Raw genomic sequence first — 17,462 nt, forward strand, 5'->3', positions numbered from 1 at the left:
CATTGCAAAAGACGCGGGTCATCCCGGACAAGCCGCGTCAGCGGCGCCGATCCGGGATTCATGCCTGAACCGTTCTGGCATGGATCCCGGGTCTCTCTTCGGTCGCCCGGGATGACACGGTAGAGTGCGAGACTAGCTCAGCCCAGGATACCCGGCAGGTTGAGCCCCTTCTCGCGGGCGCAGTCCAGCGCGATGTCGTAGCCGGCATCGGCATGGCGCATCACGCCGGTGGCCGGGTCGTTCCAGAGCACGCGCGAGAGACGGGCAGCCGCGTCATCCGTGCCGTCGGCGCAGATGACGACGCCCGAATGCTGCGAGAAGCCCATGCCGACACCGCCGCCATGGTGCAGCGAGACCCAGGTCGCGCCCGAAGCAGTGTTGAGCAGGGCGTTGAGCAGCGGCCAGTCGGAGACCGCGTCCGAGCCGTCCTTCATCGCTTCCGTCTCGCGGTTCGGCGAGGCGACCGAGCCGGAATCGAGGTGGTCGCGGCCGATCACGACCGGGGCCTTGAGCTCGCCGTTCCTGACCATCTCGTTGAAGGCGAGGCCGAGGCGGTGGCGATCGCCGAGGCCGACCCAGCAGATGCGCGCCGGCACGCCCTGGAACGCGATGCGCTCGCGCGCCATGTCGAGCCAGTTATGCAGGTGCTTGTTGTCGGGCAGCAGCTCCTTCACCTTGGCGTCGGTCTTGTAGATATCCTCCGGATCGCCCGAGAGGGCGGCCCAGCGGAACGGGCCGATGCCGCGGCAGAACAGCGGGCGGATATAGGCCGGCACGAAGCCCGGGAAGGCGAAGGCGTTCTCGAGGCCCGCTTCCTTGGCGACCTGGCGGATGTTGTTGCCGTAATCGAAGGTCGGGATGCCCATGTCCTGGAAGGCGATCATCGCCTCGACATGCTCGCGCATCGAGGCGCGGGCCGCGGTCTCAACCGACTTCGGATTGGCTTCGCGCGCCTGCTTCCACTGGCCCATGGTCCAGCCCTTCGGCAAGTAGCCGTTGATCGGGTCATGCGCCGAGGTCTGGTCGGTGACCATGTCCGGGCGGATGCCGCGGCGGACCATCTCGGGCAGGATCTCGGCGCAGTTGCCGAGCAGGCCGACCGATTTCGCCTCGCCGTTCTTGGTCCAGCGGGCGATCATCTCCATCGCCTCGTCGAGCGTATCGGCCTTCTCGTCGAGATAGCGGGTGCGCAGGCGGAAATCGATCGAGTCGGGATTGCACTCGACGGCAAGGCAGGACGCGCCGGCCATCACCGCCGCCAGAGGCTGCGCGCCGCCCATGCCGCCGAGGCCGCCGGTCAGGACCCATTTGCCCTTGAGGTTGCCGCCATAGTGCTGGCGGCCGGCCTCGACGAAGGTCTCGTAGGTGCCCTGCACGATGCCCTGAGTGCCGATATAGATCCAGGAGCCGGCCGTCATCTGGCCGTACATCGCGAGCCCCTTCTTATCGAGCTCGTTGAAATGGTCCCAGTTGGCCCAGTGCGGCACGAGGTTCGAGTTGGCGATCAGGACGCGCGGCGCATCCTTGTGCGTGCGGAACACGCCGACCGGCTTGCCGGACTGGACGAGCAGCGTCTCGTCGGCCTCGAGCTGGCGCAGGCTCGCGACGATGCGGTCGAAATCCTCCCAGGAACGGGCGGCACGGCCGATGCCGCCATAGACCACGAGCTCCTGCGGATTTTCGGCGACATCAGGATGCAGGTTGTTCATCAGCATGCGCAGCGGCGCCTCGGTCAGCCAGCTCTTGGCGCTGAGCTCGGTGCCGGTGGCGGGGCGGATGACGCGGGTGTTGTCCAGGCGGGTCATGAGCGGCTCCGTTCGAGTTCCTTGGCCGCGTCCAGAGCGGCGGCGATGATGGCGGACAAGGCGGTTTGCAAGGCGGCGGCCTTCGGCGCGTCGAAGGTCCAGGGCGCGGCTTCCTCGGAGAGATAGGCCGAGAGCGCGATTTCCATCTGGAGCGCGTGAACGCGCTCGAAGGGGCGCCCGTAATGGCGCGTGATCCAGCCGCCCTTGAAGCGGCCATTGGCGATCTGGGTGAGCGGCTGGCCAGCCATCGCTGTGACGGCGGCGGCCTCGATGGTTCCGGCGCAGCTCTGGCCGGAATTCGTGCCGAGATTCAGCGTCGGCAGCGTGCCCTCGAACAGGCGCGGGATCGCCGACTTGATCGAGTGGCAATCCCACAGCACGCAATAGCCGTGCTCGGCTTTGACACGCGCGATCTCCGCAGCTAGCGCCGCGTGATAGGGCTGGAAATAGGCCGCCTTGCGCCGCTCGATCTCGGCCGCGTCCGGCGTAGTCTGCCAGATCGGTGCGCCGTCGAAGGTCGTCGTCGGCACGAGCTCGGTCGTCGCCTGGCCCGGATAGAGCGAGGCGCCGGCCGGGTCGCGATTGAGGTCGATGACGAAGCGCGAAAGCTGCGCCTCGACGATGGTCGGCGCGAACGGCGCGGCGAAGCCGTAGAGCTGGCGCATATGCCAGTCGGTATCCTCGACCAGCTTTCCGCGCGCGTTGAGCTGCGCCGCGACCTCCGGCGGAACGCCGGTGCCGGGATGCGGCATCGAGAGGATCAGCGGGGACGAGCCCCGCGTGATCGTGACGATCTCGGCGCTCATGCGCTGCACTCGGCGAAGCTGTCGAGGCCGGCGGCCTTGCCGACGGCGCCGGAGAGCACGAACTCGGTCGCGGCCGCGAGATCGGGCGCGAGATAGCGGTCCTCGGTCAGCGGCGCGATCTTGCTGCGCAGCAGGGCGAGCACCGGCTCCAGCCGCGCACTGGTCTTCAGCGGGCGGTGATGCTCGATCGCCTCCGCCGCCGCCATCAGCTCGACGCCGATGACGCTGGCGGCATTCTTCGCCATGTCGATCAGGCGGAAGGCGCCATGCGTCGCCATCGAGACATGGTCTTCCTGGTTGGCCGAGGTCGGGATGGTGTCGACCGAGGCCGGATAGGCCTTCTGCTTGTTCTCGGAAGCGAGCGCCGCGGCGGTGACCTGCGCGATCATGAAGCCCGAGTTCAGGCCGGCATCGCGGGCGAGGAAGGGCGGCAGGCCGCTCATCACGGGGTCGACCAGCAGGGCCATGCGGCGCTCGGAGAGATTGCCGATCTCGCAGACGGCCATCGCCAGAATGTCGGCGGCGAAGGCGACCGGCTCGGCGTGGAAATTACCGCCCGAGACGATCTCGCCGGGGCCGAGCACCAGCGGGTTGTCGGTGACGGCGTTGGCCTCGATCGAGAGCGTCGCGGCGGCGTTGCCGATGAGATCGCGCACGGCACCCATCACCTGCGGCTGGCAGCGCAGCGAGTAAGGGTCCTGCACCTTTGTATCGCCATGGCGATGGCTCTCGCGGATCGCGCTGCCGGCGATGAGGTCGAGCAGGATCTTGGCGACCTTGATCTGGCCGGGCTGGCCGCGCAGCGTCTGGATGCGCGGATCGAAGGGCGTGTCCGAACCCTTGAGCGCATCGACCGAGAGCGCGCCGGCGACGAGCGCTGCATCGAACACGCGGCTGATCGCGGCAAGGCCGGTCAGCGCCAGCGTGGTCGAGACCTGCGTGCCGTTGATCAGCGCGAGGCCTTCCTTGGCGCCGAGCGCCAGCGGAGCGAGGCCCGCGCGCTTCAGGGCGTCCGCCGCCGGCAGGGTCTCGCCCTTCAGGCGGATCTCGCCATAGCCCATCAGGGATGCGGTCATATGGGCCAGCGGCGCGAGGTCGCCGGAAGCGCCGACCGAGCCCTTGGCGGGGATCACCGGCAGGGCATCGGCCTTGAGCGCATTGGTCAGGGCCTCGATCACGACGGGACGCACGCCGGAGGCGCCGCGCGCCAGGCTCGCCGCCTTCATCGCCAGCAGCAGGCGGACGACGCCGTCGGGCAAGGCAGGGCCGGTGCCGACGGCATGCGAGACGATCAGGTTGCTCTGGAGCTTGGCGAGATCGGCATCGGCGATGCGGACGCTGGCGAGCTTGCCGAAGCCGGTATTGACGCCATAGGTCACGGTGCCGGCGGCGACGATCTCCTCGACGATCTTCTGGCCGGAAGCGATGTTCTTGGCGCTCTCGCCACCCAGAGAGGCGACGGCGCCGTCGAGGATCGCGCGCCAGTCGGTGAGATGGGCTGCGCCCGGGTTCAGCGAAACCGTGGTCATTGTCCGTTCCAGATGCGGGTGTGAAGGGGATTGAAACCGATGCGGTAGGCGAGTTCTGCGGGGCGCTCGATCTCCCAGATCGCGAGATCGCAGCGCTTGCCGGCTTCGAGCGTGCCGACCTCGTCCTGGAGGCCGAGCGCGGTCGCGGCATGACGGGTGAGCCCGGCCAGCGCCTCCTCCGGCGTCATCCGGAAGAGCGTGCAGGCCATGTTGAGCACGAGCAGTGGCGAGGTCAGCGGCGAGGAGCCGGGATTGGCATCGGTCGCGAGCGCGATCGCCGCGCCATGCTTGCGCATCAGTTCGATCGGCGGCTTCTGCGTCTCGCGCAGGAAATAGAAGGCGCCAGGCAGAACGACCGCGACCGTGCCGGCCTTGGCCATGGCGATGACGCCGTCCTCGTCGAGATATTCGAGATGGTCGGCCGAAAGAGCGCCCATCTCGGCGGCGAGCTTCGCGCCATGCAGGTTGGAGAGCTGCTCGGCATGGACCTTGATCGCGAGGCCCTTGGCCTTGGCGGCCTCGAACACGGCCTTGGTCTCGTCCGGCGAGAAGGCGATACCCTCGCAGAAGACGTCGACGGCATCGGCCAGCCCCTCGGCCGCGACGGCATCGAGCATCGGTCCTGCGACGAGCGCGGCGTAGTCGCCCGAACGGCCCTTGTATTCCGGCGGCACGGCATGGGCGCCGAGGAAGGTGGTGCGCACGGTGACGGGCCGCTCGCGGCCGATCCGGCGCGCGACGCGCAATTGCTTGAGTTCAGCCTGCTGCTCCAGCCCGTAGCCGGATTTGATCTCGACGGTGGTGACGCCCTCGGCCAGCAGCGCGGCGAGGCGCCGGTCGGCGGAGGCGAAGAGCGCATCCTCGCTCGCCTCGCGCGTTGCCTTGACGGTGGAGAGGATGCCGCCGCCGGCCCGCGCGATCTCCTCATAGGTCGCGCCCTGGAGACGAAGCTCGAACTCATGCGCCCGGTCGCCGCCATAGACGAGATGGGTGTGGCAATCGATCAGTCCGGGCGTGATCCAGCGCCCCGCGCAATCGACGGTCTCGGCGGCCTGGAAGGCGGGCGCCTCATCGCGCGGCCCGACATAGACGATGCGCCCGTCGTGGGCCGCGATCACGCCATCCTCGATCGCTCCATAGGGGGTATCGACCGTCGGCGACATCGTCGCCAGCCGCGCATTCGTCCAGAGCTTGTCGCAAGCCAGCGTCTCACCAGGCGCTTTCGCCACCGTGCGTCCTCCCGCTACTCTTTGATGTGAAGCCATGCTATCTAATTGCATATGCAATTGGCAAGTGTTATTTGCATATGCAATTAGACGCCAGCGAGCGACGGAGCGAAACGGTGACCGAGACCCTGCATCTGGCCGAGGCTCTTCTGCCCGAAGGTTTTGCCAGCGATGTGAAGCTGACCGTCACTGAGGGGGCGATCGTTTCCGTCGAGGCGGGGGTGAAGCCGACGGGAGATGTCCGTAGCTTCTCAGGCATCGCGCTGCCGGGCATGCCGAACCTGCACAGCCACGCCTTCCAGCGCGGCATGGCCGGCCTCTCCGAGCGTCGCGGCGCGCCGGAGGATTCCTTCTGGACCTGGCGCGAGGTGATGTATCGCTTCCTCGACCGGCTCGATCCCGACGACGTGCAGGCGATCGCCGCGCAGGCCTTCGTCGAGATGCTGGAGGGTGGCTTCACCGCGCTCGCCGAGTTCCACTATCTCCACCACGACAAGGACGGTCACGCCTACGCCAACATCGCCACGATGGGACAGGCCATCGCCTCCGCCGCGCAGGAAACCGGCCTCGGCCTCACGCTGCTGCCGGTGCTCTATCGCTTCGGCAATTTCGGCCAGGCGCCCTCCGTCCATGGCCAGCGCCGCTTCGTCAACGAGCGCGACGCCTATCAGCGCCTGCTGGAGGGCAGCGCGGCCGCGATCCGCGATCTGCCCGACGCCCGGCTCGGCGTCGCCCCGCATTCGCTGCGCGCAGTTGCACTCGACGATCTCGGCTGGGTCTCGTCGCTGCGCCCGAACGACCCCGTGCATATCCATGTCGCCGAGCAGGTGCCCGAGGTCGAGGCCAGCCTGAAGATCACCGGCAAGCGCCCGGTCGAACTGCTGATGAACACGATCCCGCTCGACCGGCGCTGGTGCCTGATCCACGCGACGCATCTGAGCGATGCCGAGCGTGACGGCATCGCCCGCAGCGGCGCGGTCGCCGGTCTCTGCCCGATCACCGAATCCAGCCTCGGCGACGGCATCTTCGACGGCATCCGCTATGCGCAAGCGGGCGGCGCCTATGGCGTCGGCAGCGATTCCAACATCCAGATCGATGCGGGCTCGGAACTGCGGCAGCTCGAGTACTCGCAGCGCCTGCGCGACCGTCGCCGCGCGCTTTTCGCGGAGGAGAAGGCCTCGACCGGTCTCGCGCTCTGGCAGGCGGCCTGCGCCGGCGGCGCGCGCGCCTGCGGCCGTGCCATCGGCGCCATTGCGCCCGGCCATCGCGCCGATTTCATCACGCTTGACACCGATCATCCGGCCCTCGTCGGCAGGTCGGGTGCCGAGGCTGTCGACAGCGCGATCTTCGCCGCCAACGCGATGCCTTTGCGCGATGCCGTCGTCGGTGGCAGGAGGGTGGTGGCCGAGGGGCGTCATGTCGCCCGCGATTCGGTGCGCACGCGCTTCGCCGGCGTGATGCGGCGCCTGCTCGCAGCCGAATGATCAGGGACGACGATGACGGAGACCCGGCTCGACGCGGTGAAACTGGACGGTGCCGGGCCGGTCTATGACCAGATCCGGCGCGCGATCCGCGATCTCGTCGTCAGCGGGGAATGGCCGCCGGGCACGAGCGTGCCGCCCGAGCATGCATTGATGGAGCAGCTCGGCGCCTCGCGCATGACCGTGCATCGCGCGCTCGTCCAGCTTGCCCGCGAGGGTTTGATCGTCCGCCGCCGCCGCTCGGGGACCGTGGTCGCGACGCCACCGGCGAGCCACGCCATGCTCGACATCCTCTCGATCCCCGAAGAGGTGCGCCAGCTCGGCCAGGCTTATGCCTATGAGGTGCTGGCGCGCACCGATGGCAGGCCTTCGCCGGAGGTCGCCGAGCTTTTCGGTCTGAAGCGCTCCGACAAGGTCGTGCATCTCCTCGTCCTGCACCGCGCCGACGGCAAGCCGCATGTGCTGGAGGAGCGTGTCATCCACGCCGCTGGCGTGACCGGCCTTGCGGATGAGGATTTCGCCGCGACCCCGCCGGGCGACTGGCTGTTGCAGCACAGCCTCTGGTCGCAGGCCGAGCATGCGATCAGCGCGATCGGGGCAGGGGACGAGCAGGCCGCCCTGCTGGAGATCGCGGAGGGCGAGCCCTGCCTGCTGGTCGAGCGGCGAACCTGGAACCAGTCGCAGCCGGTGACGGCCGTGCGTCTGCTCTATCCCGGCTTCCGTCACCGCTTCGTCGGGCGCTTCGGGCCATATGGGGCGGCCTGAGGGCTGGGCGCGCCACGCCATCGCGTACAAATGAAAAGGCCCGCCGGTCAGGCGGGCCTTTGTAGGGTTGCTGTTACCTCAGCAATCGTAGACGAAGCGGCGGCCCCATTCGTCCCGCCCGTAACAGCTTTGACGCGTCGCGGCGCCACCGATGATCGCGCCGCTCGCGCCACCGATTGCAGCACCGGCCAGCGCGCCGCCGGCACGTCCTGTCGCAGCGCCGCCGATGATGGCGCCGGCGCCCGCACCGATCAGCGCGCCCGTGCCGGCATTCTGCTCGCGCGCCGTGCAGGCGCCGAGAGCAGCGCCCAGCGCCGCGACGAGCATAAGCTTCTTGATGATCATGACCTCTCCTCCTCCGTGAGATGACGAGTCGCTCGCAGCAGCAAACAGCGCCGGACGGCTAAGGTTCCGCCGGTTTGTGAGCCGCGAGCGGCCTTTTCGCCGGTCCTCCGTTTTGGAGACGGGTTTTGTGTCCGCACGAAGGCCACGAAAATTCGCGATGCGCCGGAACCTATCGCTGCAGCGCCGGTTGGAAAGGCAAGGGCCGCCGGAGGACGGGGTCTCCGGCATCGCATCGCGAGACAAGGGGGAAGACCATGACCGATGTTCCCATGACAGCCAGCACGACCGCCAACCCGCTGATCGCGGGTGCACGCGTCGCCGGCACCGATGTCTACAACGCCGGCGGCGACCATCTCGGTGAGATCTACGACGTGATGCTCGACAAGCTGACCGGCAAGGTCGCCTACGCGATCATGTCCTTCGGCGGCTTTCTCGGACTGGGCGAGAAATACCATCCGATCCCGTGGAGCGTCCTCGACTACGACACGCAGCGCGGCGGCTATGTCGTGCCGCTGACCAAGGAACAGCTCGAGGCGGCGCCCATGTATGACAGCGAGGGCGAGCCCGACTGGGACGACAAGGCTTATGGCAAGCGTGTCCACGACTACTACGGCACGATGCCCTACTGGATGATGTAGCGGCGAAGCGTTTCGGAGCGAATTCGATGTCGGTTCGCGGGCAGAGCCTAAGGTCCGTGCCAGCGAATGCGCAATAAATCGAAGATTTGAATCGGTTCCGTGTTTCAGGGAAACGTGGAACCGATCAGGGCGCAAGTCGCGGCGGTTGCTATCCCCCCAGCCGAACCGTCGTGGCGGCGGGATGCGGGCCGTAAGGCCCGCATCTTCTTTTTGAGGTGTTCGAGGAACATCTGAATTCTACGGTCGATCGACCATTTTTCGTCGATCCGCGGGAACAGCAGAGCCCCTTTGCGCGTCTCATCGCTGGGGGATTTCGACACCCGACGATCCGCAGCGGCGAGTCCGCGTAGCGGTCCGGCCCTCACATCAGGAGAAGGTGAGATGCGCATCCGCTACGGCTATCGGATCGAGCTTGTCTGCGCCCATGACATGCCCTTGATCACGCTGCTCGACGTGCACCCGTCGCGCCGGCACGATCTGACGGCGCCGGACGAGATGAAGCTGACCGCTCTGGCCGATCCCTCTCTGGCGATCGCGATGACGCAGGATCTCGATGCGTTCGGCAATATTCGTCGACGCATGATCGCGCCATCCGGCGGCATCCGCCTGGAATCGCAAGGCGTTGTCCATGATTCCGGTGAGCCCGATATCATCAACCCGGCCGCCCGCGAGGTTTCGCCGTCGCGTCTCCCCGACTCGGCGCTCGTCTATCTGCTGGGCAGCCGCTATTGCGAGACCGACAAGCTCTACGATCAGGCCTGGGGCCTGTTCGGACAGATCCAGCCGGGCTGGTCGCGGGTGCAGGCGATCGTCGACTTCGTCCACAATCACCTGAGCTTCGGCTATCATTACGCGCGCAACACCCGCACGGCCGCCGAAGCCTTCGAGGAGCGCATCGGCGTCTGCCGCGACTTCGCGCATCTCGCGGTCACGCTCTGCCGCTGCATGAACATCCCGGCGCGCTACTGCAATGGCTATCTCGGCGATATCGGCGTGCCCGCCAATCCGGCGCCGATGGATTTCAACGCCTGGTTCGAGGTCTTCCTCGGCGGGCGCTGGTACACCTTCGATGCCCGCCATAACGAGCCGCGCATCGGCCGCATCGTCATCGCACGCGGCCGCGACGCGACCGATGTCGCGATGATCAGCTCCTTCGGTGCCCACACGCTGCAGCGTTTCGAAGTCATCACCGAAGAGGTCGAGGACGTGCCGATGCCGCTGATGCCGCCGATTCCGGAACAGTTCGACGCCCGCCCGGCGGCTGCGTAAGCGCTCTTGCGCGTGGTCGAGCGCCACCCATCTACCCCAGCACCATGCGCTACACCGTCATCGCCAATGCCCGTGCCGGAACGGTTCTCGAAGCCGGTGCCGATGCGTTCGCCACGCGGCTGGAGGCTGCCTTCGCCGCCCACGGCTGCGGCGCGGATGTCCGCCTCGTGCCGCCGCGCGAGATCGACGATGCGCTTTCGCTCGCGATCGAGGATAGCCATGCGATGCCGGTCCTGGCCGGCGGCGACGGCACGATCAACGGCGCCCTGCCGGTCCTGATCCAGGCCGATCGCCCGATCGGCATCCTGCCGATGGGGACGGTGAATGTGCTTGGCCGCGATCTCGGCCTGTTCGGCACGCTCGAGCAGCAGGTTGCGGCACTTTGTGGGGGCGAGCCGGTCGAGATGGATGTCGGCCGGGTCAACGACCGCCTGTTCCATTCGATCTCCGGCATGGGCTTTTTCAGCTTGATGGCGCGCGAGCGTGAATATGCCCGCCGCCGCTTTCCCTTCAGTCGCGCCGCCGCCTTCGGCATCGCCGCGACGCGCTCGATCCTGTTCACCCGGCCGGTCACGCTCGACATCGCCGTCGGCGGCGATCATCGCATCGTCGAGGCTGATGCCGTGCTCGTCACCGTCAACCGCTTCGAGGGGGCGGACTGGCGCCGCCCGCAACTCGACGAAGGCGTCTTCGAGGTTCATGTCCTGAATGCCGGCGGACTCTATTCGCGCGGCAAGGCGGCGCTCTCGGTGGTCTCGGGCCACTGGCGCGACTCGCACAACCTGACCTCCTTCACCGGCGATGCCGTGACGTTGACCCGGCGCGACAAGCGGCGCGGCCACATCACCTTCGACGGCGAGGTCGAGCGCAAGGCCGGCCCGTTGCGCTACGGCCTGTTGCCCAAGGCTTTGCGGGTGATCGCCGCACGCCCCGCCAGTCATTGAGCGAAGCCGGATCATGGCGGCAGAACGCCGCCTGTTCGATCCCGGCCCATCTCGGATAACCTCCTGTCCCATCCCTCCCGGAGACCGCCTTTCTTGCCCCAGCCTCGTATCCTGGTTCCCGCTGTCGCCGCCTTGGTTTTCCTCGGGCTCGCGCTGCTGATCGTTTCCGGGCGCAGCTTCGCTCTCGATACCACGCTGATCATGCTGTTCCGCGATGCGGCCAATCCCACGATTCCGATCGGGCCGGCCTGGTTCCAGGAGGCGGTGCGCGACATGACGGCGCTCGGCAGCTTCGTCGGCCTGTTCTTCATGGCGCTGACGGCGACGCTGGCGCTCTGGCTCTGCGGCTACCGCCGTCTCGCGGTCGGGCTCGTCGTCAGCCTCGTCGCCGCCTTCCTGGCGAGCACCGGCCTGAAGATCGCGATCGCCCGCGAGCGGCCCGATATCGTCGAGCATGCCGCCCTGACCTTCACCGCTAGCTTCCCGAGCGGCCACGCCTTCCTCTCGGCCGTGACATTGCTGACCATCGCCGGCTTCGTCGGTCTCGCTTCGCGGCGGGCCGATATCGCCCGCTTCTGCATGATCATGGCCGTGGTCATGGTCGGCCTGATCGGGCTGAGTCGCGTCTATCTCGGCGTGCACTGGCCCTCCGACGTGCTCGGTGGCTGGGCCCTCGGCATTGTCTGGTCGAGCGTCGCGACGGCCTGGCTCGGCCGCAGGATGGTGGAAGCCGACCCAGCCTGACCCGGGAGGGTTCAGCGCATGTCGATCGTTGCGTTGACGCCGAGATCGGGCGTGCGGCCGAGGATCTTGGCGGTCGCCAGCTTGAACGCGACGAGCATGCTGCTCGACGGCCCGTCCCAGATTTCGGCCGATGTTGGCGTCAGTGCGAGCAGGGTCGCGTCGGGATCATCCGGCCCGTTCGGGAACCAGGCGCTGGCGATCGGCGTCCAGACCTGCCGCAGCGTCTCGCGGCTCGGGACCTCGGAGGCCGAGCAGGAGATCGCCGCGTAGAAATTGCGGTCTTCATGGCTGATCGCGACGCCGACGGAAGGCGAACGCAGGGCCGCTCCGATGATGCCGGTATGCCGGTGGGTGATGAAGAGCAGGCGGTGATGATCACGGTCGAGATGCCCTGACATCGGCCGTGTCCTGATGTCGCCCTCTGCGACGAGCGAGACCATGTAGACGGGGTGCGCGGCCAGCGCGGCCCAGATGCGTTCCTGCAGTTCGGTGTCTGGCATGGCAACCTCCTGCCGGTGCGATCCTGTCACGGCCGGTCCCGCGTGGAAACCAGCCTGTGCGTCATGGCAACGCCGCGCGTGAGGCAACGTTCCGCGCGCTGCGGGGAACATCGCGACCCGGCCTGCGTTGGGATTGGGCTCGCGGCTCCGCCGCCATATCGGGAATGCTCCATGGCTCTATCGCGTAATCTCCTGGCCGCGCTGGTCCTCATCCTCGTCGCTGCCCTCGCCGTGACCGGCTATTCGCTCTACCAGGAGAAGAAGCAGCCTGATGGCATCGAGATCTCGGTCGGCAAGAACGGTTTGTCGATCAAGGAGAAGTAGTCCCCAGCCATGGTCCGCGATGCGGCTGCGGGAGAGCCGGCTGGGCAAAGGGCATTGGCCTTGCCGGCCCAAAGGCGCTAACACCCGAACCACGAACCTGTGTCGTGGGAGAACAAGATGAACGCGCCCTTCAAGAACCTCATCGCCGGCGAATGGGCCGGCGGCGCCAATGCCTCGCGCAACATCAATCCCTCGAACACCAACGACGTCGTCGGCGAGTACACGCAAGGCTCGGTCGAGGACCTGAACAACGCGGTCGCCGCCGCCAAGGCTGCATTCCCGGCCTGGAGCCGCTCCACCCCGCAGGAGCGCTACGACATCCTGAAGAAGGCCTCCGACGAGATCCTCGCCCGCAAGGACGAGCTCGGCCGGCTGCTCTCGCGGGAAGAGGGCAAGACGCTCGCCGAGGGCATCGGCGAAGCCACCCGCGCCGGCCAGGTCTTCGCCTTCTTCGCCGGCGAGTGCCTGCGCCTCGGCGGCGAGATGGTTCCGTCGGTGCGCCCCGGCGTCGGTGTCGAGATCACCCGCGAGGCGGTCGGCATCGTCGGCATGATCACGCCCTGGAACTTCCCGATCGCGATCCCCGCCTGGAAGATTGCGCCTGCGCTCGCCTGGGGCAATTGCGTCGTCCTGAAGCCCGCCGATCTCGTGCCGGGCTCGGCCTGGGCACTGGTCGACATCCTGCAGCGTGCGGGCCTGCCCAAGGGTGCGCTCAACCTCGTCATGGGCCGCGGCTCGGTCGTCGGCCAGGCGCTGCTCGAGCACAAGGACGTCGCCGCGATCTCCTTCACCGGCTCGGTCGGCACCGGTCGCAAGGTTGCGGCTGCCTGCATCGCCGGCAATCCGATGAAGAAGGTCCAGCTCGAGATGGGCGGCAAGAACCCGCTCGTCGTGCTCGACGACGCCGACCTGAAGGTCGCTGTCGAGGTGGCCGTCAACGGCGCCTTCTTCTCGACCGGCCAGCGCTGCACGGCCTCCTCGCGCCTGATCGTCCAGGCCGGCATTCACGACAAGTTCGTCGAGGCCTGCATCGAGCGCCTGAAGACCGTCGTCGTCGACGATGCGTTGAAGGCCGGCACCCATATCGGCCCGGTGGTCGACCAGAGCCAGCTCGACCAGGACCTGAAATACATCCAGATCGCCAAGGACGAGGGCGGCAAGCTGGTCTTCGGCGGCGAACTCCTGAAGCGCGACACTCCCGGCTTCTACCTTGCGCCTGCGCTCTTCACCGAGACGACCAACGCGATGCGCATCTCGCGCGAGGAGGTCTTCGGCCCGGTCGCGAACATTGTTCGCGTCAAGGATTACGACGAGGCGCTCGCTGTGGCCAACGACACCGAGTTCGGACTTTCCTCCGGCATCTGCACGACCTCGCTCAAGCACGCGACGCATTTCAAGCGTAACAGCGAGGCCGGCATGGTGATGGTCAACCTGCCGACGGCGGGTGTCGACTATCATGTGCCGTTCGGTGGCCGGAAGGGCTCCAGCTACGGCCCGCGCGAGCAGGGCGCCTATGCCAAGGAGTTCTACACCACGGTCAAGACGGCCTACACGCTGGCCTGAGGCTTCGCCGTCATTGCGAGCGTAGCGAAGCAATCCAGGGGCAGCAGAGCTCTACGTCCCCTTGGATTGCTTCGTCGCTTCGCTCCTCGCAATGACGGTTCAGGTTGGCAAAGGCGCCTTCAGCCGACCGGGACCACGTCCACGGCGACGCCGACCTTCTGCGTGCCCGGCCCGATCACCACGCCGTCGAGTGGCGCGACATCGGTATAGTCGCGGCCGAAGGCGGTGACGATATGGTCGTCCGCCACGATCAGGTCATTGGTGGGATCGAGCCCGACCCAGCCGATTTCCGGCCCGCACCACAGCATCGCCCAGGCATGGCTGGCATCGGCGCCTTCCAGGCGCTTCTGGCCCGGCGGCGGGATGGTGCGGATATAGCCGGAGACGTAAGCCGCCGGCAGGCCGAGCCCCCTGAGACCGGCGATCATGATGTGCGCGAAATCCTGGCAGACGCCGTGGCGCTGGTCGAAAGCCTCCGCCAGTGGCGTCGTCACCTCCGTCGCCTCGGGATCGTAGACGAAATCGCGCCTGATCCGGGTCATCAGGTCGCAGGCGGCCTCCAGCACCGGGCGCCCCGCGGCGAAGCTCGACCGCGCATAATCGACCACGGCCGGAACATGCGGCACGAGCCGGCTGGGATAGAGGTGATGCGCCGGCGAATCCGGCTGGAGGCTCCGTGAATCGAGCGCCAGCGTCGCGACATCCTCCCAGTTCCGCGTCAGCCCGGCATGGGGCGGAGGTGGCCGGTCGACCTCGATCCGCGCGCGCATCTCGAGTTTCAGCTCGCGATGCGGCTTGGTGATGGTGATCGTGGTCATGTGGTTGCCGAAGAAGCAGATGCCGTCATTGCGCTCGGCCGGGCGCGGCGTGATCAGCAACTCGCTCTTGAGCACGCGTTGGCCCGCCCCGTCGCGCGGCAAGAGCCGCAGGATGCAGCGCGAAAAGGGCACCGGCCGGCTATAGCCGTAGGTCGTGACGTGGCGCAGCTCGTAGATCACGCGATGCTCGTCATCCGCGAGCCTTCGGGGCCGCTGTTCTGCAGGAAGTAGCGATCGGCGATCGCGCCGGAGAGCCCCATCAGCAACTGCTCGAACAGGAGGATGCTGGTCCGGTCGAGCCGGCTCGCCTCCATCGTCCGGCAATCGGCTGCGAGCCGCAGCACCAGCCGGCGCGGCGCTTCCAGCATGCCGTCATCGGTGAGCGTCGGCAGGTTGGCGATCTCGGTGTCCAACCGCTCGACCTGGAAGGCGACGGAGCGCGGGTTGTAGGGATCCAGCATCACCAGGTCGAGCACCGGCTGCAGGCTGGCGCCGAGCAGATAGCGCGAGCGATAGGTGATCTGCGAATCCGTCAGGTCGAGCAGGGCGTCGAGATTGTCGCCGGAGGCGTTGCTGTCGGCGAGTTGCCGGGCGAAGCGGCAGGTCGCGATGCCGCGCTCCAGGCGACGGCCGATATCGAGGAAGCGCCAGCCATTGCCGCGCACCATGTTCTCCTGGCCGAGGCCGGAGAAGGCGGCGAGCGATTTCAGCGCGCGGTCGGCGATCTCATAGGCCTCGCCCTCGCTCGGCTTGCGGCCTTCCTCGGGATCGAGCTGGTGCTGCAGGTCGCCGAACAGCCGCCAGGCATCGACGGAGAGGCGCTCGCGGATGACCGACGCCGTGCGCCGCGCCTCGCGCAACGAGGCGGCGGCCGAGCCGTAATCGTCGAGGCTGTAGATCGCGGCATAGGCCTGCGCCGCCGGTGTCCGCTTCTCCTGCCCACCGGGGGCGGCGCCCGAGGCCACGAGCATGCCGGCGAGCTGGCGCACCGTGTCGCTGCGCCCCGGCGCGGGATCGGGATCGATCAGGCGGCCGAGCAGCGCCCGCACGAGGCGTAAGGTGGCCTCGCCGCGCTCCAGATAGCGCCCGAGCCAGAACAGGTTGTCGGCCGCACGGCTCGGCAATGTGCCGGTGACGCGGCGGATGCTGACCCGGTCCGGCGTCGGCAGCAGGCTGACCTGCGCGACCGGCTCCTCCGAGGTGACCCAGACATCGCTGGAGCGCACGCCGTTGCGCATGCTGACCGCGCGGGCATCCGGCTCGTCGGAGATGCGGCAGAAACCGCCGGGCATGACCTTCCAGCCGTCCGGCGTCGCCGCGGCGAAGACGCGCAGCGTCATCGGATGCGGTTCGAGCCGGCCATTCTGGAAGACCGGCATGGTCGAGAGCCGGACGACCTCCTGCCCGACATAGTCCATGCCGCGCGCCTCGATACGGTCGCGCAGCGCCGCGCGCTCCGCCTCGGGCAATTCTCCGGCGACGACCTGCGTCGTATCGAGCCCGTTGCCGGCGCTGCGGAAGGCCGGTGCGATGCTCATCTCGCCGAGCCTGTCGAGTACGGCCTGGCGTTCCTGCGGCTGGCCACACCACCAGGTTGCGATATTCGGCAGGATCAGGTCCTCGCCGAGCACCTGCCGGGCAAGCGCCGGCAGGAAGCCCATCAGCGCGCGCGCCTCGACGACGCCGGAGCCAAGCCCGTTGGCGACATTGACCTGGCCCTGCCGGACGGCCTCGACCAGACCGGCGACGCCCAGCGCCGAACCGGAATTGAGTTCCAGCGGATCGGCGAAATCGCCGTCGATGCGCCGCCAGATCACGTCGGCGCGCTTCAGGCCGGCGATGGTGCGAACATGCACGCGGCCGTCGCGCATCAGCAGGTCGCCGCCCTCGACCAGCAGGAAGCCGAGATAGCGGGCAAGATAGGCCTGCTCGAAATAGCTTTCGTTGAGCGAGCCTGGCGTCAGGAGCGCGATGCGCGGCTCGACGCGCTTGGAGCGAGACACCAGTCCCGCTCGAAAACTCTGGAAGAAGGCCGCCAGCCGCTCGATGTTCATGTTGCGGAACATGTCGGGGAAGGCGCGCGCCAGCGCCAGCCGGTTCTCCAGCGCATAACCGGTGCCGGACGGCGCCTGCGTGCGATCCTGCAAAACCCACCAGCGCCCGTCCGGGCCGCGGCCGAGATCGGCGGCATAGAGCTGCAGCGTCCCGCCACCCGCGATCCCGTGAAGCGGGCGCAGGTAGTCGGGGCTGCCGGTGACCACGGCAGCCGGCAGGTGGCCTTCGGCGATCAGCTCGCCCGGCCCGTAGATATCGTCGAGCACGGTCGAGAGCAGCTCGGCGCGCTGCGTCACGCCGGCCGCGATCGCCTGCCATTCCGTCTCGGGGATGACGAGGGGCACATGCGAGAGCGGCCAGGCCCGCTCGCCGACGCCTGGATCGCGCTCGTCGATATCGCCATGGACGCGGTAGGACACGCCGGTATCGCGGACATGCCGGTCGGCCAGCCCGAAGCGCTGCGTCAGCTCCGAAGGCGAGAGCGCGCACCAGGCCGAGAGAAACGGCTCCCAATGCGGGCGCACTTGGCCGTTTCCGTCGATGAACTCATCGAAGACGCCGGGCAGCGGGCGATAGCCGGCAAGCAGCGCGGCGCGCCGCTCGGCCCTGCTGCGTCCCGATCGGGTGCGACCCTGCACCGACATGCTTCG

The 17,462-nt window shown here is 67.8% G+C and carries 16 protein-coding genes; 8 read left to right on the forward strand and 8 right to left on the reverse strand.

Annotated elements, in window-relative coordinates; all coding sequences use genetic code 11:
* Nucleotides 1–137: 137 nt before the first annotated feature.
* From hutU to hutI, 4 genes are read right to left on the reverse strand one after another with little or no spacing between them, the layout of a single operon-like run.
* Nucleotides 138–1,805, reverse strand: coding sequence for a urocanate hydratase (gene hutU / locus ACODTJ_RS01605; protein WP_454658001.1), 1,668 nt, complete (start codon nucleotides 1,803–1,805; stop codon nucleotides 138–140).
* The gene (gene hutG / locus ACODTJ_RS01610) at nucleotides 1,802–2,611 is read right to left on the reverse strand and encodes an N-formylglutamate deformylase (protein ID WP_454658000.1); all 810 of its coding nucleotides are present in this window, start codon (nucleotides 2,609–2,611) and stop codon (nucleotides 1,802–1,804) included. The genes hutU and hutG overlap by 4 nt, the downstream gene beginning before the upstream one ends.
* Entirely contained in the window at nucleotides 2,608–4,140 is a 1,533-nt protein-coding gene (hutH, locus tag ACODTJ_RS01615) for a histidine ammonia-lyase (RefSeq protein ID WP_454657999.1), read from the reverse strand. Before hutH ends, hutG begins: the two co-directional genes overlap by 4 nt.
* Nucleotides 4,137–5,303: an imidazolonepropionase gene (hutI, locus tag ACODTJ_RS01620; RefSeq protein ID WP_454659037.1), complete on the reverse strand. Its 1,167-nt coding sequence runs from the start codon at nucleotides 5,301–5,303 to the stop codon at nucleotides 4,137–4,139. The genes hutH and hutI overlap by 4 nt, the downstream gene beginning before the upstream one ends.
* Before the next feature lie 179 nt (nucleotides 5,304–5,482).
* Between hutI and ACODTJ_RS01625 the strand changes: the two genes are divergently transcribed.
* Complete coding sequence (locus ACODTJ_RS01625; protein ID WP_454657998.1) at nucleotides 5,483–6,850, forward strand: formimidoylglutamate deiminase; 1,368 nt, start codon at nucleotides 5,483–5,485, stop codon at nucleotides 6,848–6,850.
* A gap of 12 nt (nucleotides 6,851–6,862) precedes the next feature.
* Nucleotides 6,863–7,612, forward strand: coding sequence for a histidine utilization transcriptional repressor HutC (gene hutC, locus ACODTJ_RS01630; protein ID WP_298921062.1), 750 nt, complete (start codon nucleotides 6,863–6,865; stop codon nucleotides 7,610–7,612).
* Nucleotides 7,613–7,690: 78 nt separating this feature from the next.
* Here the strand turns inward: hutC and ACODTJ_RS01635 are convergent, their stop codons facing one another.
* Nucleotides 7,691–7,957: a YMGG-like glycine zipper-containing protein gene (locus ACODTJ_RS01635; RefSeq protein ID WP_454657997.1), complete on the reverse strand. Its 267-nt coding sequence runs from the start codon at nucleotides 7,955–7,957 to the stop codon at nucleotides 7,691–7,693.
* Between the two features lie 254 nt (nucleotides 7,958–8,211).
* Between ACODTJ_RS01635 and ACODTJ_RS01640 the strand changes: the two genes are divergently transcribed.
* From ACODTJ_RS01640 to ACODTJ_RS01655, 4 genes are all read left to right on the forward strand, one after another.
* Nucleotides 8,212–8,595 carry a PRC-barrel domain-containing protein gene (locus tag ACODTJ_RS01640; protein ID WP_454657996.1) on the forward strand — a complete coding sequence of 128 codons (384 nt, stop codon included), beginning with the start codon at nucleotides 8,212–8,214 and terminating at the stop codon, nucleotides 8,593–8,595.
* A 381-nt stretch (nucleotides 8,596–8,976) separates the two neighbouring features.
* Entirely contained in the window at nucleotides 8,977–9,864 is an 888-nt protein-coding gene (locus tag ACODTJ_RS01645; RefSeq protein WP_488847489.1) for a transglutaminase-like domain-containing protein, read from the forward strand.
* 44 nt (nucleotides 9,865–9,908) lie between these two features.
* A complete protein-coding gene (locus ACODTJ_RS01650; protein WP_454657994.1) occupies nucleotides 9,909–10,808 on the forward strand; it encodes a diacylglycerol/lipid kinase family protein in 900 nt (299 codons plus the stop codon).
* 93 nt (nucleotides 10,809–10,901) lie between these two features.
* Nucleotides 10,902–11,552 (forward strand): phosphatase PAP2 family protein, encoded by a 651-nt coding sequence (locus ACODTJ_RS01655; protein ID WP_488847492.1) that lies wholly within the window; start codon nucleotides 10,902–10,904, stop codon nucleotides 11,550–11,552.
* An 11-nt stretch (nucleotides 11,553–11,563) separates the two neighbouring features.
* Here the strand turns inward: ACODTJ_RS01655 and ACODTJ_RS01660 are convergent, their stop codons facing one another.
* Entirely contained in the window at nucleotides 11,564–12,052 is a 489-nt protein-coding gene (locus ACODTJ_RS01660) for a pyridoxamine 5'-phosphate oxidase family protein (RefSeq protein WP_454657992.1), read from the reverse strand.
* Nucleotides 12,053–12,223: 171 nt separating this feature from the next.
* On the opposite strand from ACODTJ_RS01660, the gene ACODTJ_RS01665 reads away from it, so the two are divergent.
* Together ACODTJ_RS01665 and ACODTJ_RS01670 are read left to right on the forward strand one after the other, a co-directional pair.
* Entirely contained in the window at nucleotides 12,224–12,376 is a 153-nt protein-coding gene (locus ACODTJ_RS01665; RefSeq protein WP_454657991.1) for a hypothetical protein, read from the forward strand.
* 117 nt (nucleotides 12,377–12,493) lie between these two features.
* On the forward strand, nucleotides 12,494–13,939 hold the full coding sequence (locus ACODTJ_RS01670; protein ID WP_454657990.1) for an aldehyde dehydrogenase family protein: 1,446 nt from the start codon (nucleotides 12,494–12,496) through the stop codon (nucleotides 13,937–13,939).
* 119 nt (nucleotides 13,940–14,058) lie between these two features.
* Here ACODTJ_RS01670 and ACODTJ_RS01675 read toward each other — a convergent pair whose 3' ends face one another.
* Together ACODTJ_RS01675 and ACODTJ_RS01680 are read right to left on the reverse strand one after the other, a co-directional pair.
* Nucleotides 14,059–14,937: a transglutaminase family protein gene (locus tag ACODTJ_RS01675; RefSeq protein WP_454657989.1), complete on the reverse strand. Its 879-nt coding sequence runs from the start codon at nucleotides 14,935–14,937 to the stop codon at nucleotides 14,059–14,061.
* A complete protein-coding gene (locus tag ACODTJ_RS01680) occupies nucleotides 14,934–17,456 on the reverse strand; it encodes a circularly permuted type 2 ATP-grasp protein (RefSeq protein WP_454657988.1) in 2,523 nt (840 codons plus the stop codon). The genes ACODTJ_RS01675 and ACODTJ_RS01680 overlap by 4 nt, the downstream gene beginning before the upstream one ends.
* Between the last annotated feature and the right edge of the window lie 6 nt (nucleotides 17,457–17,462).

This window comes from Allobosea sp. FG18, assembly GCF_057809495.1.

Coding starts and splice junctions, on each gene's coding strand:
- ACODTJ_RS01640 (WP_454657996.1), top strand. CDS start 8,212: ATGACCGATGTTCCCATGACAGCCAGCACGACCGCCAACCCGCTGATC.
- ACODTJ_RS01670 (WP_454657990.1), top strand. CDS start 12,494: ATGAACGCGCCCTTCAAGAACCTCATCGCCGGCGAATGGGCCGGCGGC.
- hutI (WP_454659037.1), bottom strand. CDS start 5,303: ATGTCGCCGACGGTCGATACCCCCTATGGAGCGATCGAGGATGGCGTG.
- ACODTJ_RS01635 (WP_454657997.1), bottom strand. CDS start 7,957: ATGATCATCAAGAAGCTTATGCTCGTCGCGGCGCTGGGCGCTGCTCTC.
- ACODTJ_RS01650 (WP_454657994.1), top strand. CDS start 9,909: ATGCGCTACACCGTCATCGCCAATGCCCGTGCCGGAACGGTTCTCGAA.
- hutH (WP_454657999.1), bottom strand. CDS start 4,140: ATGACCACGGTTTCGCTGAACCCGGGCGCAGCCCATCTCACCGACTGG.
- ACODTJ_RS01660 (WP_454657992.1), bottom strand. CDS start 12,052: ATGCCAGACACCGAACTGCAGGAACGCATCTGGGCCGCGCTGGCCGCG.
- hutU (WP_454658001.1), bottom strand. CDS start 1,805: ATGACCCGCCTGGACAACACCCGCGTCATCCGCCCCGCCACCGGCACC.
- ACODTJ_RS01665 (WP_454657991.1), top strand. CDS start 12,224: ATGGCTCTATCGCGTAATCTCCTGGCCGCGCTGGTCCTCATCCTCGTC.
- ACODTJ_RS01680 (WP_454657988.1), bottom strand. CDS start 17,456: ATGTCGGTGCAGGGTCGCACCCGATCGGGACGCAGCAGGGCCGAGCGG.
- hutC (WP_298921062.1), top strand. CDS start 6,863: ATGACGGAGACCCGGCTCGACGCGGTGAAACTGGACGGTGCCGGGCCG.
- hutG (WP_454658000.1), bottom strand. CDS start 2,611: ATGAGCGCCGAGATCGTCACGATCACGCGGGGCTCGTCCCCGCTGATC.
- ACODTJ_RS01645 (WP_488847489.1), top strand. CDS start 8,977: ATGCGCATCCGCTACGGCTATCGGATCGAGCTTGTCTGCGCCCATGAC.